The organism is Streptomyces sp. TLI_185 (genome assembly GCF_003814765.1).
GTDB lineage: Bacteria > Actinomycetota > Actinomycetes > Streptomycetales > Streptomycetaceae > Streptomyces.
In genome coordinates this window covers 4,731,753-4,746,739 of sequence record NZ_RKRB01000001.1, presented here as the reverse complement: position 1 = coordinate 4,746,739, position 14,987 = coordinate 4,731,753, and the positions used below count along the sequence as shown (strand labels likewise).

Genomic DNA, 14,987 nt, shown 5'->3' with positions numbered 1-14,987 from the left:
GCCCGCGCCTCCCGAGAGGAAGCAGCGACATGTACCGCAGCCTGCGAAGAGCGCTGTGCGCTGTTGCCGCGGCGCTCCTGTTGCCGCTGGGGGCCGGTGCGCACACCGCACACGCGGCCGCCGTCCCCGGTGCCGGCTACTGGCACACCAGCGGCCGTCAGATCCTGGACGCGGCCGGGCAGCCGGTCCGGATCGCCGGGATCAACTGGTTCGGCTTCGAGACCGGCAACCACGTCGTCCACGGTCTCTGGTCCCGTGACTACAAGTCCATGATCGACCAGATGAAGTCGCTGGGCTACAACACCATCCGACTGCCCTACAGCGACGACATCTTCAAGTCCTCGACCGTCCCCAGCAGCATCGACTTCAGCAGCGGCAAGAACGCCGATCTGCAGGGCCTCAACTCCCTGCAGGTCATGGACAAGCTCGTGGCGTACGCCGGCCAGGACGGCCTCAAGGTCATCCTCGACCGGCACCGGCCGGACTCGGGCGGGCAGTCGGCGCTCTGGTACACGGCGGCCGTCCCCGAGTCGACATGGATCGCCGACCTGAAGGCGCTGGCGGCCCGCTACAAGGGCCAGGACACCGTCATCGGCATCGACCTGCACAACGAGCCCCACGACCCGGCCTGCTGGGGCTGCGGCGACACGGCGACCGACTGGCGGCTGGCCGCCGAGCGGGCCGGCGACGCGGTGCTCTCCGCCAACCCCGACCTGCTGGTCTTCGTCGAGGGCGTGCAGACGTACGGCGGTGTGTCGGGGTGGTGGGGCGGCAACCTGATGGGCGTCGCCCAGTACCCGGTGCGGCTCGACGTGGCGAACCGGGTCGTGTACTCCGCCCACGACTACGCGACCAGCGTGGCCCAGCAGCCCTGGTTCAGCGATCCGTCATTCCCCGCCAACATGCCGGGCGTCTGGGACAAGTACTGGGGCTACATCTTCAAGCAGAACATCGCGCCCGTGTGGGTCGGGGAGTTCGGTACGACGCTGTCCTCGACCGTCGACCAGAAGTGGCTGGCGGCGCTGGTGAGTTATCTGCGGCCGACGTCGACGTACGGGGCCGACTCCTTCCACTGGACGTTCTGGTCCTGGAACCCCAACTCCGGTGACACCGGCGGGATCCTGAAGGACGACTGGGTGAGCGTCGACACGGTGAAGGACGGCTATCTGGCGAGCGTCAAGGCGCCGCTCTTTCCCGGCACCGGTACGGGCGGCGGTGGCGGCGGTGGCGGGAGTACGGCCGCGTGCTCGGCCTCCTACACCGTCAGCAGCGACTGGGGCAGCGGCTTCAACGCCGAGGTGAAGGTGACCAACACCGGTACGAGCGCCATCGGTTCCTGGAAGGTGACCTGGACCTGGGGCGGGTCCCAGCAGGTCACGAACATGTGGAACGCGTCGTACACGCAGACGGGATCGTCGGTCACCGCTGTGAACGCCACTCACAACGGAAGTGTGCCGGTGGGTGGTTCGGTGAGTTTCGGGTTCGGGGGAGCCCCTGGGAGCGGGGGTGCGCCGAGCGTGAGCTGTACGGCTGCGTGAGGGCCGTGAGCGGGGGGCGCCCGGTGTGTGCCGGGCGCCCCCCAGGTCACAGGAATCTCAAATCTTGGGCTCATGTGTTTCTTATGTTCGTCCTTCTCCGAAAAAATCCGGCCAGGATCATTAACCTGCCGATCCTGTCCCAACCCCCCACGTTCTGAGAGAAGTTCATGAAGACAAGCGCAGCTGTGCTGTGCGGCACCGCCGTCGTCCTGGCCGGGACGCTCACGGCCGCTCCCGCCGAGGCCGGCACGACGTCCTCGGCGAACGCCGTCCAGACGGCGAAGGTCACCTGGAAGAAGTGCGCCACGGACGCCTACCCGACCCTCCAGTGCGGGACGGTGAAGGTGCCGCTCGACTACGCCAGGCCGCAGGGGCGGAAGATAACCCTGGCCCTGTCCCGGGTCCCGCACACCGCGAGGAAGTTCCAGGGCCCGCTGCTGGTCAACCCGGGCGGTCCCGGTGGCAGCGGCCTCACGCTCGCCGGATTCGTCGCGTCCACGCTGCCCAAGACGGTCGCGTCCCAGTACGACGTCATCGGCTTCGACCCGCGGGGCGTGGGCAAGAGCAAGCCCGCACTCGACTGCAAGCCGGGTTACTTCAACCCGGTGCGGCCGGCGAGCGTCCCCAGCACCCCGGCCATCGAGAAGGCCAACCTGGAGCGCGCCAAGTCCTTCGCCGCCGCCTGCGGCCGCAAGTACGCGGACGTCCTGCCGTACATCAACACGATCAGCGCCGTGAAGGACATGGACTCGATCCGCAAGTCCCTCGGCGCCAAGAAGATCAACTACTTCGGCTACTCGTACGGCACCTACCTGGGCCAGGTCTACGCCAAGCTCTTCCCGCACCGGGTGCGCCGCCTGGTCCTGGACTCGATCGTCAACCCCGACGGGGTCTGGTACGACGACAACATCGGCCAGGACTACGCCTTCGACGCCCGCCACAAGGCGCTCATGGCCTGGATCGCCAAGTACAACTCAACGTACAAGCTCGGCACCGACCCGGCCGCGATCGAGGCCAAGTGGTACGCGATGCAGGCCGAGCTCGCCAAGAAGCCGGCCGGCGGCAAGGTGGGCGCCGCGGAGCTGGAGGACACCTTCCTGCCCGGCGGCTACTACAACGGCTACTGGCCCCAACTGGCCCAGGCGTTCGCCGCGTACGTCAACGACCACAACCCCGCCCCGCTGGTGAAGGCGTACCAGAGCCTCGCCGCCATCGACGCCTCCGGCGACAACGGCTACAGCATCTACGCCGCCGTGCAGTGCCGGGACGTGGCCTGGCCGCGTGACTGGAAGCAGTGGGAGAAGGACAACTGGGCGGTGTACGCCAAGGCGCCCTTCAACGCCTGGAACAACGCCTGGTACAACGCGCCGTGCGCGTTCTGGCCCACCAAGTCGCTGAAGCCGGTGAACGTCGCGAACTCCCAGCTGCCGCCGGTGCTGCTGTTCCAGGCGACGAACGACGCGGCCACCCCGTACCAGGGCGGCGTCACCGTCCACCGCCTGCTCAAGCACTCCAGCCTGGTGGTCGAGCAGGGCGGCGGCAACCACGGCATCTCGCTGAGCGGCAACGCCTGCCTCGACAAGTACCTGGCGAAGTACCTGACCGACGGCACGGTGCCGCGCGGGCACGGCACGGCCGACGCGGTCTGCCAGAAGACCCCGGACCCGAAGCCGCAGAGCACGGCCAAGTCCGCCATGGCCACCGATCAGTCGGCCGACGCGCCGGGCAGTGACGCCCTGCACCGGATGCTGGGCTTCCGCGGCTGAGCGGTACCTGAGCACGAGAAGGGCGCCCGGCACTGTCGCCGGGCGCCCTTCATCGGCGTAGGAGAAGCAGCGGTTACAGCTTCTCGATCACGTAGTCGATGCACTTCGTCAGCGCCTCGACGTCCGCCGGGTCGATCGCCGGGAACATCGCGACGCGCAGCTGGTTGCGGCCGAGCTTGCGGTAGGGCTCGGTGTCGACGATGCCGTTGGCGCGCAGGGTCTTGGCGACGGCGGCGGCGTCGATCTCGTCCGAGAAGTCGATCGTGCCGATGACCTGCGAGCGCTTGGCCGGGTCGGCGACGAACGGGGTCGCGTACTTGGCCTCCTCCGCCCAGGAGTAGAGGCGGGTCGAGGAGTCCTTCGTGCGGGCCGTGGACCAGGCGAGACCGCCCTGGCCGTTGATCCACTCTAGCTGCTCGTTGAGCAGGAAGAGGGTGGCGAGGGCCGGGGTGTTGTACGTCTGGTTCTTGCGGGAGTTGTCGATCGCCGTCGGCAGGCTGAAGAACTCCGGTACGTGGCGGCCGGACGCGTGCACGCGCTCGGCGCGCTCGATCGCGGCCGGGGAGAAGACGCCGATCCACAGGCCGCCGTCGGAGGCGAAGGACTTCTGCGGGGCGAAGTAGTAGACGTCCGTCTCGGACACGTCCACCGGGAGGCCGCCGGCGCCGGAGGTGGCGTCGACCAGGACCAGTGCGTCCTCGTCGGCGCCGGCCACGCGCCTGATCGGCATGGCGACACCGGTGGAGGTCTCGTTGTGGGTGAAGGCGTAGACGTCGACGCCCGCCTCGGCCTGCGGCTCCGGGTGCGTGCCGGGGTCGCTCGCGATGACGGTCGGCTCGGCCAGCCAGGGGGCCAGCTTGGCCGCCTTGGCGAACTTCGAGGAGAACTCGCCGAAATTGAGGTGCTGCGACTTGTTCTCGATCAGGCCGTGCGTCGCGATGTCCCAGAACGCGGTGGAGCCGCCGTTGCCGAGGACGACCTCGTAGCCCTCGGGGAGGGAGAACAGCTCACTGATGCCCTCGCGCACCTTGCCGACCAGGTTCTTGACCGGGGCCTGACGGTGGGAGGTGCCGAGGAGGGAGGTGCCGGTCGCGGCGAGGGCGTCCAGCGCCTCCGTGCGCACCTTGGAGGGGCCAGCGCCGAATCGACCGTCGGCGGGCTTGATGTCAGCGGGAATCTGGATCTCAGCCACGGAGTGAGACTAGCCGGTGGCGGAAACGTGGGTGAAACGTCGTCCGTCCGGTGAGACGGCGGTGTCGTGACCGTCGGACCTGGGGGCTGCGCCCCCAGACCCCCCTTCGGCCTGAACGGCCTCGTCCTCAAACTCCCCCACTCTCGGCTTCGCTCGAGCGGGGGACCCCCACGACGGGCTGGGTATACCCACCCTGGGCTGATTGGCTGGAGGCATGGCAGATCTCGAGGCACGTTTGCGCGAGGTCGTCCGGGGTGAGGTGCGGTTTGACGTTGCCGCCCGGGCGCTGGTCACGATGGACGCGTCCAACTACCGGCGTGTCCCCCTGGGAGTGGTGGCCCCGCGAGACGTCGACGACGTGGCCGCCGTACTGGAGGTCTGCCGAGCGCACGGCGTGCCCGTCGTGCCGCGCGGCGGCGGCACCTCCATCGCCGGGCAGGCCACCGGCACCGGCATCGTCCTGGACTTCACCCGCCACATGAACCGGATCGTGTCCCTGGACCCCGGGACCCGTACCGCCGTCGTCCAGCCGGGGCTGGTCCTGGACCGGCTTCAGGAGGCCGCCGCCCCGCACGGGCTGCGTTTCGGTCCCGATCCCTCCACGCACAGCCGCTGCACGCTCGGCGGGATGATCGGCAACAACTCGTGCGGTTCGCACTCGGTGGCGTGGGGGACCACCGCGGACAGCGTGCGGGAGCTGGACGTGGTCACCGCGCGCGGGGAGCGGTTGCGGCTGGGGCAGGGGTGGGCCGGCGCGCCGGACGGGTTGCGGGGGCTGGTCGAGGGGGAGTTGGCGCGGCTGCGGACCGGGTTTCCTGAGCTGCCCCGCCGTATCTCCGGGTATGCGGTGGACGCGTTGCTGCCGGAGAAGGGGGCCGATGTCGCTCGTTCCTTCTGCGGGAGCGAGGGCACGCTGGGGGTGCTGACGGAGGCCGTCGTACGGCTCGTCGAGGCGCCACGCGCGCGTGCGCTGGCCGTGCTGGCGTACGCCGACGAGAACGGTGCCGCCGAGGCCGCGGCCGGGCTGCTGCCGTACGGACCGCTGACGGTGGAGGGGATGGCGGCCGATCTGGTGCCGCCCACGGCCGGGCTGCCGCGGGGCGGGGCCTGGCTGTTCGTGGAGATGGGAGGGGAGACCGAGGCGGAGGCACGCGCGCGTGCCGAGGCGGTCGTGCGGGCCGCCGATGTCGTCGACTCGCTCGTCGTCACCGATCCGGGCGGGCAGCGGGCGCTGTGGCGGATCCGGGAGGACGCCAGTGGTACGGCGACCCGGATGCCGGACGGGAGCGAGGCCTGGCCGGGCTGGGAGGACTGCGCGGTGCCGCCCGCGCGGCTCGGTGCCTATCTGCGCGACTTCAGGCAGCTGCTGACCTCCCACGGGCTGCGCGGCACCCCGTACGGGCACTTCGGGGACGGCTGCATCCACGTCCGTATCGACTTCGACCTGCTGAGCGAGGCCGGCGTCGGCCGTTTCCGGCGCTTCTCGGAGGAGCTCGCGGACGTGGTCGTGGCGCACGGCGGATCACTGTCCGGGGAGCACGGGGACGGGCAGGCGCGGGCGGAACTGCTTCCGAAGATGTACGGCGAGGACATGGTCGCCCTCTTCGAGCGGGTGAAGGGCTTCTGGGACCCGGACGACCTCCTCAATCCCGGCATGCTGGTCCGTCCGGCCCCGCTCGACGCGAACCTCCGCTTCTCGGTCCTGCCCCGGCAGCCGGTCGACGTGGCCTTCGGGTACCCGTCGGACGGCGGCGACTTCTCGGCGGCGGTGCGGCGCTGCGTGGGCGTCGCCAAGTGCCGTACGACCTCCGTGTCCGGCGCGTCCGTGATGTGCCCGTCCTTCAGGGCGACCGGCGAGGAGGAGCACTCGACGCGCGGGCGTGCCCGGCTGCTGCACGAGATGCTGGCCGGTGAACTGGTCACCGACGGCTGGCGGTCCACGGAGGTCCGGGACGCGCTCGACCTGTGCCTGTCCTGCAAGGGGTGCCGCTCCGACTGCCCGGTCGAGGTCGACATGGCCACGTACAAGGCGGAGTTCCTGCACCACCACTACGCGGGGCGGCGCCGCCCGGCCGCGCACCACAGCATGGGCCGGCTGCCGGAGTGGCTGCGGCTGGTGGACCGCACACGCACCGCCCGGCTGGTCAACTTCCTTGCTTCGGTGGGCCCGTTGGCGGCCCTCGCCAAGCGGCTGGGCGGGATCGCACCCGAGCGGGAGCTTCCGCGGCTGGCGCCGGAGACGTTCAGCCGCTGGTGGCGCAGGAGGACGATGGAACAGGCCCGGCGGATGCCGGCCGAGTTGAAGGAACAGGGGCGGCTGGGCCGTCGTCCGTGGTTCCGCGTTGCGGACGAGGAGGACGAGGACGAGGCCGTGGGAACCCCGTCCGAGGGTGAGGACGAAGACGAGGAGGAAGACACCGACGCTCAGGACTTCGCGCCCTTTGTCACCCTCTGGCCCGACACCTTCACCGAGTACCTCGCCCCCGATGTCGGCAAGGCGGCCCTGCGGGTGCTGGAGGCGGCCGGGATGTCGGTGGTGCAGACGCCGCAGAGGACGTGGAAGAAGGAAGGGCCCTCCGAGTATCAGGAGTGGGGGTACAGCGCAAACCCCCTGACGAGCCGTCGTGGCCGCGTCTGCTGCGGGCTGACATACATCTCGACCGGCCAGCTCGACCGTGCCCGCCAGGTGTTGCGCCGCACCCTCGACCTGCTGGACCCGTTCCTGGACCCCCGGCTGGGTGAGCACTTCCCGGCCTTCGTCGTCCTGGAGCCGAGCTGCGCCGCGGCCCTGCGCACGGATCTGCCGGAGCTGCTGCACGACGACCCGCGCGCCGCCCGCCTCGCCGCCTCGGTCGTGACCTTCGCGGAGGCGCTGGAGCGGTACGCCCCCGACTGGGTGCCGCCCGCCCTCGACCGCCCGGTCACCGGCCAGACCCACTGCCACCAGCATGCGGTCCTCGGTGACGGTGCGGACCGCCGTCTGCGCGAAGCGGCTGGGCTCACGGGTGAGTTGGAGGGCGGGTGCTGCGGTCTCGCGGGCAACTTCGGCTTTGAGAAGGGTCATTACGAGGTGTCGGTGGCCTGCGCGGGGGAGCAGCTGCTGCCGGCGGTGCGGGGCGCGGCGGAGGGGACGGTCGTACTGGCGGACGGCTTCTCCTGCCGGACGCAGTTGGAGCAGCTGGCGGGGGTGCGGGGGAGGCATCTGGCCCAGGTGCTGGCACAGGGGCTGCAGGAGGGGCCGCAGGAGGGGCCACAGGCGGGGCTGGAGGAGCGCCGCCCATGAGTGCGAATTCTGGGCTGTTTCACAGGGTTCAGGCGTGGCAGGCGCCGTCGTGCGCCTACGACCAGTACGTACCTGCGCCGGTCCCCACCGCCCTCCCCGACGGTCGCCCCCTCTTCCGTGACGAGGAGCCCTGGCCTGGCATCTGAGGCCGCGATGTCCACCATTCAGGACAGCTGCAAAATGTGTTCACACACCTGACCGAGTCCACTACCCTGGACCTGGCAGTGCATCGCGATGAACAAATCGTGAACCCCGAGCCGAGCACCTGGACCGCCCGTGACCAGCCCCAGCCCCAGCACCACCGCACCCTCAACGGTGCACACCGCGACGGCCCCGCACCGCCCGGGCTCCCTCGGCCCGGTCGGCCTGGTCCTGGCCGGCGGTGTGTCGGTGCAGTTCGGCGCCGCGCTGGCGGTGAACCTGATGCCGCGGGCGGGCGCGCTCGGCGTGGTCACCCTCCGCCTCCTCGCCGCGGCCGTCGTCCTGCTACTGGTCTGTCGCCCCAAACTGCGCGGCCACTCGCGCACCGACTGGGGCACGGTGATCGTCTTCGGCATCACCCTGGGCGCGATGAACGGCCTCTTCTACCAGGCGGTCGCCCGCATCCCGCTCGGCCCGGCGGTCACCCTGGAGGTCCTCGGCCCGCTCGCCCTGTCGGTCCTGGCCTCGCGCCGCGCGGTCAACGCCGTCTGGGCCGGACTCGCCCTCACCGGCGTCTTCCTGCTCGGCGGCGGAGGCTTCGACGGCCTCGACCCGCTCGGCGTCGCCTTCGCGCTCGGCGCGGGCGCCATGTGGGCGGCGTACATCGTGTTCAGTGCGCGTACGGGCCGGCGGTTCCCGCAGGCGGACGGGCTGGCGCTGGCCATGGCGGTGGGGGCACTGCTGATGCTGCCGCTGGGGATCGCGGAGTCGGGGGCGAAGCTCGCCGACCCGACGACGATCGCGCTGGGCTCGGCGGTGGCCGTCATGTCCTCGGTGCTCCCGTACACCTTGGAAATCCTGGCCCTGCGCCGCCTGCCCGCGCCCACCTTCGCCATCCTGATGAGCCTGGAGCCGGCCCTCGCCGCGGCCGCCGGCTTCCTCATCCTGGGCCAGTCCCTCTCCGCCTGGCAGGCCGCCGCGATCGCCCTGGTCATCGGGGCGAGCATGGGGGCGGTGCGGACGCAGGTGGGGCGGGGGAAGGTGAAGACGCCAGAGGTGGATTTCTGACGGTTGGTGGGTCGTGGTGGGGTGCGGCGGCATTGGAGTCGGGCTCGTGCCTGGATACCAACACGGAGGTCGAGAAGGGAGCGGCGCATGAGTCTGCAGCACACCGAGGCGTCGGGAGACGCGCCGCTGATCCCGCGGCCCGAGCGCACCCCGGCAGCGTTGCGCGCTGCCTGTGCTGTCGTTGCTCCTCAGCTGGTGGCCGCATACGACCAGGCCAAGGACCAGGCTCTTGCGGAAGCCGTCGCGCATGGCTCGTTGGGGCCCGTTCACGCTTACCTTGCCCATTGGGCGGCCCTGATCGAGATCGAACGCCATCCGGGGGCGGCGAAGGCGTACCACCGCGCCGAGTATCTCGGCCACATCGCCTCAGAGCCGACTGAGGCCCGCGAACACCTGACCATCGCCAGCGGCATCTACCGCGCCGCGGCCGAAGCGGTGCGCGCGGAGTGAGCTGGTGCTGGGAGTACGTCCCGGACGAGGAAACCGGGGCGGCCGGGGCGTTGAACGGCTCGTCGGCCGGGATCGCGACGTCGGGAGGGACGGTCGTACCGTGCGATCTCATCGACGGCATGCTCCAGTAGCCGTCAGGGTTTCTCCCAGACCGACACGTGCTGCCGGCTGTCGCTGGTGAAGGGTTCGCGGGTCCAGCCGTCCCACCGGTCGCGCAGCCGCATCCCGGCCAGCCGGGCCATGAGGTCGAGCTCCGAGGGCCAGACGTAGCGGAAAGGGACGGCGAGATACGAACCATGTCCCTCGCCGTCGACCCGCACATGATGCGAGCTCATCGACTGGGTGGCGACGTCGTACAGATCGAACCCGAGCCGTCCGTCTTCCACCCGGAACGGTACGGCGTTCTGCCCGGGCGGCAGCCGGCGCAGATCGGGGACGCCCACCTCGACGACGAAGCGGCCGCCGGGTTCCAGATGCTCGGCCACATTGCGGAAGCAGTCGACCTGGGCGTCCTGCGAGGTCAGGTTATTGATCGTGTTGAAGACGAGGTACGCCAGCGAGAACCGGCCCTCCGCCTTGGCCGTCGCGAAGTCGCCGATCGTCACGCCGATCGCGTCACCCCCTGGCTTGGCCCGCAGCCGCTCGACCATCGCCCGGGACATGTCGATGCCGTGCACCTCCACGCCGCGCCGCGCGAGCGGCAGAGCCACCCGTCCCGTCCCGATGCCGAGTTCGAGCGCGCGCCCGTTCCCGCTCCCGGCAAGCTCCGCCAGCAGCTCGACCACCGGATCCAGCGTGTCCGCCGCGAACATCTCCGCCGTCGACTCGTCGTACCCCGCCGCGACGGACTCCCCGAAGTAACCGTCCTCATCGATCACCGGAGGACCGTACTGCGGGGGCGGCGGGCGGCGCGCCTCAATTTCAGCGGGTTCGCGTTCAGCAATTCACGTTCAGCAGCTCGCGCTGTAGCGGACACAGCCGGGCGGTGGCGAGTGGTCGTGGGTCCACTCCTGCTTCGCGGCCGTCAGCGCTCCGCCGGCCAGGAGGGCCACCAACAGGTGCGCGACCACGGTCCAGCGGGCACGGAAGACTCCTGCGACCACCGCAAGGACGAGTACGGCGATCAGCAGCTCCCGTAACCGCTCCATGTGCGCGAGACCGGCCGCGTCGACCTGCGCCTGGTCGCCCTGCGCCGCCCATACCTCCAGGCCGTAGCCGTAGATCCAGTCCAGCACGAGCCACCCGGTCTCCAGCAGGAACAGGGGGATCGCGAGGGCGAGGTCCACGCCCAGCCGCGTTCTGCGCGACCAGGGACGCCGGCGGCCCGGGCGTACGAGGGTGTCGGTCATGGGTGCAGCGTGTCGCGCCGGGCGGTGACGCGCATGAGCACCCGTACTCAGCCCGCGAGGGCTCTCGACGGAATTCATGCAAGCACGCTTGCTTGTTTCTGAACCCCCTGCCATGCTCGCCCCATGGCTGACCCGACGCCCGTGATCGACGATCTCTGCGCGGAGAGCGAGGAACTCGACCTGCTCGTGGCCGAGTTGAGCCCGGAGCAGTGGGCGCTCGCGACCCCGGCACCCGGCTGGACCGTCGCCCACCAGATCGCGCATCTCGCCTGGACCGACCATTCCTCCGTGCTGGCCGTGACCGACCAGGGCGCCTTCGCCCGCGAGGTCGAGAAGGCGCTGGCCGCGCCCGGGGACTTCGTGGACAACGGTGCGGAGGAGGGGGCGGGGAAGCCGCACGAGCAGTTGCTCGCGGACTGGAGGGCGGGGCGCAAGGCCCTGGCGGACGCCCTGCGGGCGGCGCCGAAGGGGGCGCGTTTCCCCTGGTACGGCCCTCCGATGTCCGTCGCCTCCATGGCCACCGCCCGCCTCATGGAGACCTGGGCGCACGCCGGGGACGTGGCGGACGCGCTGGACGTGGCACGCACCCCCACCGACCGGCTCCGGCACATCGTCCGCCTCGGCGTCCGCACCCGTGACTTCGCCTTCGGCGTGCACGGACTGACTCCGCCGTTCGAGGAGTTCCGTGTCGAACTGACGGCGCCTTCCGGCGAGTTGTGGGTCTACGGCCCCGAAGACGCCACGGACCGCGTCACCGGCCCCGCCCTCGACTTCTGCCTCCTGGTCACCCAGCGGGCCCACCGCACCGACCTCGCCCTGCGCGCGGAGGGCACCGAGGCCGATCGCTGGCTGGACATCGCCCAGGCCTTCGCGGGCCCACCGGGTGACGGACGCCCGCCGAAGGGCGGCACCGCATGACGACCCTCCGCATCGGCAACGCCTCCGGCTTCTACGGCGACCGTTTCGAGGCCATGCGCGAGATGCTCACCGGCGGCGAACTCGACGTCCTCACCGGCGACTACCTCGCCGAGCTGACCATGCTGATCCTGGGCCGCGACCGTCTGAAGGACCCGGCATCCGGATACGCCCGCACCTTCCTCCGTCAGCTGGAGGAGTGCCTCGGCCTCGCGCACGAGCGCTCAGTCAAGATCGTCACGAATGCCGGTGGTCTCAACCCCGCCGGACTCGCCGACGCCGTACGGCAGTTGGCCGACCGGCTCGGCATTCCTGTCCGCGTCGCCCACGTCGAGGGCGACGATCTCAAGGTCAGCTACCCGGACAGCCTCGCCGCCCACGCCTACCTCGGCGGCTTCGGCATCGCGGACTGCCTCCGGGAGGGCACGGACGTGGTCGTCACCGGGCGCGTGACGGACGCGGCGCTGGTCACCGGGCCCGCCGCCGCGCACTTCGGGTGGGGGCCCAGGGAGTACGACCGGCTCGCGGGAGCCGTCGTCGCCGGGCATGTACTGGAGTGCGGCACGCAGGCGACCGGGGGCAACTACGCCTTCTTCAACGAGCGTGCGGGTGACCTCCGGCACCCCGGATTCCCCCTCGCCGAACTCCACGAGGACGGCACCTGCGTCATCACCAAACATCCCGGCACCGGCGGTTTCGTCGACGTCGGCACGGTCACCGCGCAGCTGTTGTACGAGACGGCCGGCGCCCGGTACGCGGGACCGGACGTGACGGCCCGACTGGACACGATCCGCCTCACCCAGGACGGCCCCGACCGCGTCCGCATCGAGGGCGTGCGCGGCGAGGCCCCGCCCCCCACCCTCAAGGTCGGCCTCAACCGCCTCGGCGGCTTCCGCAACGAGGTCGCCTTCGTCCTCACCGGCCTCGACATCGAAGCCAAGGCGGCCCTTGTGCGGGAACAGATGGAGGCCGCTTTCGCGGAGGCCAAGTCCCGGCCGGGCGAGGCCCGTTGGGATCTCGTCCGCACCGACCGCCCCGATGCGCCGACGGAGGAGACGGCGAGCGCGCTGCTCCGGCTCGTCGTACGGGACCGGGACGAGGCGATGGTCGGTCGCGCCCTGAGCGGAGCCGCCGTAGAACTGGCACTGGCCAGCTACCCCGGCTTCCATGTGCTGGCGCCACCCGGAAAGGGCGCGCCTTATGGGGTCTTCGAGGATGTGTACGTCCCCCATGGTGCCGTCGACCATGTGGCGGTCCTCCACGACGGGCGCCGGGTTCCTGTGGCCCCGGCCCACGACACCCTCGTACTCGAAAACCTCCCGAGCCCTGAGCTGCCCGAACCGCTCCCGGGCGGGGCCACCCGGCGCGCCCCGCTCGGTCTGGTCGCCGGCGCCCGCAGCGGGGACAAGGGCGGAGACGCCAACGTAGGCGTCTGGGTCCGTACGGACGAGGCCTGGCGGTGGCTCGCCCACGAGCTGACGGCGGACCGCTTCCGCGAACTGCTCCCGGAGAGCCGCGACCTGCCCGTCACCCGCCACGTCCTGCCGAACCTCCGCGCCCTCAACTTCGTCGTCGAGGGCATCCTCGGCGCGGGCGTCGCCGCCCAGCACCGTTTCGACCCGCAGGCCAAGGCCCTCGGCGAATGGCTGCGCTCCCGCCACCTGGACATCCCGGAGGCCCTGCTGTGACCGTTCTGCCGACCACCCTGGACACCACCGGGCCGGAGTACCGGGCCAACCGAGAAGCCATGCTCGCCAAGCTCGCCGACCTCGACGCCGAGCACGCCAAGGCCCTCGCGGGCGGCGGCGAGAAGTACGTCGCACGGCACCGCAAGCGCGGCAAGCTGCTCGCCCGCGAGCGCATCGAACTGCTCCTCGACCCGGACACGCCCTTCCTGGAACTGTCACCGCTCGCGGCCTGGGGAAGCGAGTACGCGGTGGGTGCCTCGCTCGTCACCGGCATCGGTGTGGTGGAGGGGGTCGAATGCCTGATCACCGCCAATGATCCGACCGTGCGGGGCGGCGCCAGCAACCCCTGGTCGCTGAAGAAGGCCCTGCGGGCCAACGACATCGCGCTTGCCAACCGCCTCCCCTGCATCAGCCTGGTGGAGTCGGGCGGTGCCGATCTGCCCTCCCAGAAGGAGATCTTCATCCCCGGGGGCGCCATCTTCCGGGACCTGACGAGGCTGTCGGCGGCCGGGATCCCCACCGTCGCCGTCGTGTTCGGGAACTCGACCGCCGGGGGCGCGTACATCCCCGGCATGTCCGACCACGTGATCATGGTCAAGGAACGCGCGAAGGTCTTCCTCGGCGGTCCGCCCCTGGTCAAGATGGCGACCGGCGAGGAGAGCGACGACGAGTCGCTGGGCGGTGCCGAGATGCACGCGCGCGTGTCCGGTCTCGCCGACTACTTCGCCGTCGACGAACCGGACGCACTGCGCCAGGCCCGGCGGGTGGTCGCCCGCCTCAACCACCGCAAGGCCCACGGCGATCCAGGACCGGCCGAACCCCCCAAGTACTCCGCCGACGAGCTGCTGGGCATCGTCCCGGAGGACCTGAAGACCCCCTTCGACCCGCGCGAGGTCATCGCCCGGATCGTCGACGCCTCCGACTTCGACGAGTTCAAGCCGCAGTACGGGACCAGCCTGACGACCGGCTGGGCCACCCTGCACGGCTATCCGCTGGGCGTCCTCGCGAACGCCCAGGGCGTCCTCTTCAGCGAGGAGTCGCAGAAGGCGGCCCAGTTCATCCAGCTGGCCAACCAGCGCGACATCCCGCTCCTCTTCCTGCACAACACCACCGGCTACATGGTCGGCAAGGAGTACGAGCAGGGCGGCATCATCAAGCACGGCGCGATGATGATCAACGCTGTCTCCAACTCGAAGGTGCCTCATCTGTCGGTGCTGATGGGCGCCTCGTACGGCGCCGGTCACTACGGCATGTGCGGCCGCGCCTACGACCCCCGCTTCTTCTTCGCCTGGCCCAGCGCCAAGTCGGCCGTCATGGGCCCGCAGCAGCTCGCCGGCGTCCTCTCCATCGTCGCCCGGCAGTCGGCGGCCGCCAAGGGGCAGCCGTACGACGAGGACGGGGACGCCGCCCTGCGGGCCATGGTGGAGCAGCAGATCGAGTCCGAGTCGCTGCCGATGTTCCTGTCCGGGCGGCTCTACGACGACGGTGTCATCGACCCGCGCGACACCCGCACGGTCCTGGGCCTGTGCCTGTCGGCCATCCACACGGCGCCGTACGAGGGTGCGCGCGGCGGCTTCGGCGTCTTCCGGATGTGAGG

11 protein-coding genes are annotated in these 14,987 nt (G+C 70.7%); 8 read left to right on the top strand and 3 right to left on the bottom strand.

Features of this window, described 5'->3' with window-relative positions; all coding sequences use genetic code 11:
- Positions 1 to 29 precede the first annotated feature (29 nt).
- Both EDD92_RS21705 and EDD92_RS21700 read left to right on the top strand, forming a co-directional pair.
- Complete coding sequence (locus tag EDD92_RS21705; RefSeq protein WP_123965870.1) at positions 30 to 1,538, top strand: cellulase family glycosylhydrolase; 1,509 nt, start codon at positions 30 to 32, stop codon at positions 1,536 to 1,538.
- A gap of 167 nt (positions 1,539 to 1,705) precedes the next feature.
- Entirely contained in the window at positions 1,706 to 3,304 is a 1,599-nt protein-coding gene (locus EDD92_RS21700; RefSeq protein ID WP_123965869.1) for an alpha/beta hydrolase, read from the top strand.
- A 73-nt stretch (positions 3,305 to 3,377) separates the two neighbouring features.
- Here the strand turns inward: EDD92_RS21700 and serC are convergent, their stop codons facing one another.
- On the bottom strand, positions 3,378 to 4,496 hold the full coding sequence (serC, locus tag EDD92_RS21695) for a phosphoserine transaminase (RefSeq protein ID WP_123965868.1): 1,119 nt from the start codon (positions 4,494 to 4,496) through the stop codon (positions 3,378 to 3,380).
- 214 nt (positions 4,497 to 4,710) lie between these two features.
- Here serC and EDD92_RS21690 point away from each other — a divergent pair, with 214 nt between their 5' ends.
- The 3 genes from EDD92_RS21690 (at position 4,711) to EDD92_RS21680 (ending at position 9,438) form a co-directional block, all read left to right on the top strand.
- Complete coding sequence (locus tag EDD92_RS21690) at positions 4,711 to 7,779, top strand: FAD-binding and (Fe-S)-binding domain-containing protein (RefSeq protein WP_123965867.1); 3,069 nt, start codon at positions 4,711 to 4,713, stop codon at positions 7,777 to 7,779.
- A 276-nt stretch (positions 7,780 to 8,055) separates the two neighbouring features.
- The gene (locus tag EDD92_RS21685) at positions 8,056 to 8,988 is read left to right on the top strand and encodes a DMT family transporter (protein WP_123965866.1); all 933 of its coding nucleotides are present in this window, start codon (positions 8,056 to 8,058) and stop codon (positions 8,986 to 8,988) included.
- Between the two features lie 87 nt (positions 8,989 to 9,075).
- Positions 9,076 to 9,438 (top strand): DUF6247 family protein, encoded by a 363-nt coding sequence (locus EDD92_RS21680; protein ID WP_123965865.1) that lies wholly within the window; start codon positions 9,076 to 9,078, stop codon positions 9,436 to 9,438.
- Between the two features lie 134 nt (positions 9,439 to 9,572).
- Here EDD92_RS21680 and EDD92_RS21675 read toward each other — a convergent pair whose 3' ends face one another.
- Both EDD92_RS21675 and EDD92_RS21670 read right to left on the bottom strand, forming a co-directional pair.
- The gene (locus tag EDD92_RS21675; protein ID WP_123965864.1) at positions 9,573 to 10,316 is read right to left on the bottom strand and encodes a class I SAM-dependent methyltransferase; all 744 of its coding nucleotides are present in this window, start codon (positions 10,314 to 10,316) and stop codon (positions 9,573 to 9,575) included.
- A gap of 72 nt (positions 10,317 to 10,388) precedes the next feature.
- A complete protein-coding gene (locus EDD92_RS21670) occupies positions 10,389 to 10,787 on the bottom strand; it encodes a DUF6234 family protein (protein ID WP_260326666.1) in 399 nt (132 codons plus the stop codon).
- A gap of 123 nt (positions 10,788 to 10,910) precedes the next feature.
- Between EDD92_RS21670 and EDD92_RS21665 the strand changes: the two genes are divergently transcribed.
- Genes EDD92_RS21665 through EDD92_RS21655 form a run of 3 tightly spaced genes read left to right on the top strand, consistent with a single transcriptional unit; the run spans position 10,911 to position 14,985 of the window.
- On the top strand, positions 10,911 to 11,705 hold the full coding sequence (locus tag EDD92_RS21665) for a TIGR03084 family metal-binding protein (RefSeq protein ID WP_123965863.1): 795 nt from the start codon (positions 10,911 to 10,913) through the stop codon (positions 11,703 to 11,705).
- Positions 11,702 to 13,390, top strand: a complete 1,689-nt coding sequence (locus EDD92_RS21660; RefSeq protein ID WP_123965862.1) for an acyclic terpene utilization AtuA family protein — start codon at positions 11,702 to 11,704, stop codon at positions 13,388 to 13,390. The genes EDD92_RS21665 and EDD92_RS21660 overlap by 4 nt, the downstream gene beginning before the upstream one ends.
- On the top strand, positions 13,387 to 14,985 hold the full coding sequence (locus tag EDD92_RS21655; RefSeq protein WP_123965861.1) for an acyl-CoA carboxylase subunit beta: 1,599 nt from the start codon (positions 13,387 to 13,389) through the stop codon (positions 14,983 to 14,985). The genes EDD92_RS21660 and EDD92_RS21655 overlap by 4 nt, the downstream gene beginning before the upstream one ends.
- The last annotated feature ends 2 nt before the right edge of the window (positions 14,986 to 14,987 follow it).

Excerpts from the sequence above, each read along its gene's own strand:
- EDD92_RS21705 (WP_123965870.1), top strand. The coding sequence starts at position 30 with ATGTACCGCAGCCTGCGAAGAGCGCTGTGCGCTGTTGCCGCGGCGCTC.
- EDD92_RS21700 (WP_123965869.1), top strand. The coding sequence starts at position 1,706 with ATGAAGACAAGCGCAGCTGTGCTGTGCGGCACCGCCGTCGTCCTGGCC.
- EDD92_RS21690 (WP_123965867.1), top strand. The coding sequence starts at position 4,711 with ATGGCAGATCTCGAGGCACGTTTGCGCGAGGTCGTCCGGGGTGAGGTG.
- EDD92_RS21680 (WP_123965865.1), top strand. The coding sequence starts at position 9,076 with ATGAGTCTGCAGCACACCGAGGCGTCGGGAGACGCGCCGCTGATCCCG.
- EDD92_RS21670 (WP_260326666.1), bottom strand. The coding sequence starts at position 10,787 with ATGACCGACACCCTCGTACGCCCGGGCCGCCGGCGTCCCTGGTCGCGC.
- EDD92_RS21665 (WP_123965863.1), top strand. The coding sequence starts at position 10,911 with ATGGCTGACCCGACGCCCGTGATCGACGATCTCTGCGCGGAGAGCGAG.
- EDD92_RS21660 (WP_123965862.1), top strand. The coding sequence starts at position 11,702 with ATGACGACCCTCCGCATCGGCAACGCCTCCGGCTTCTACGGCGACCGT.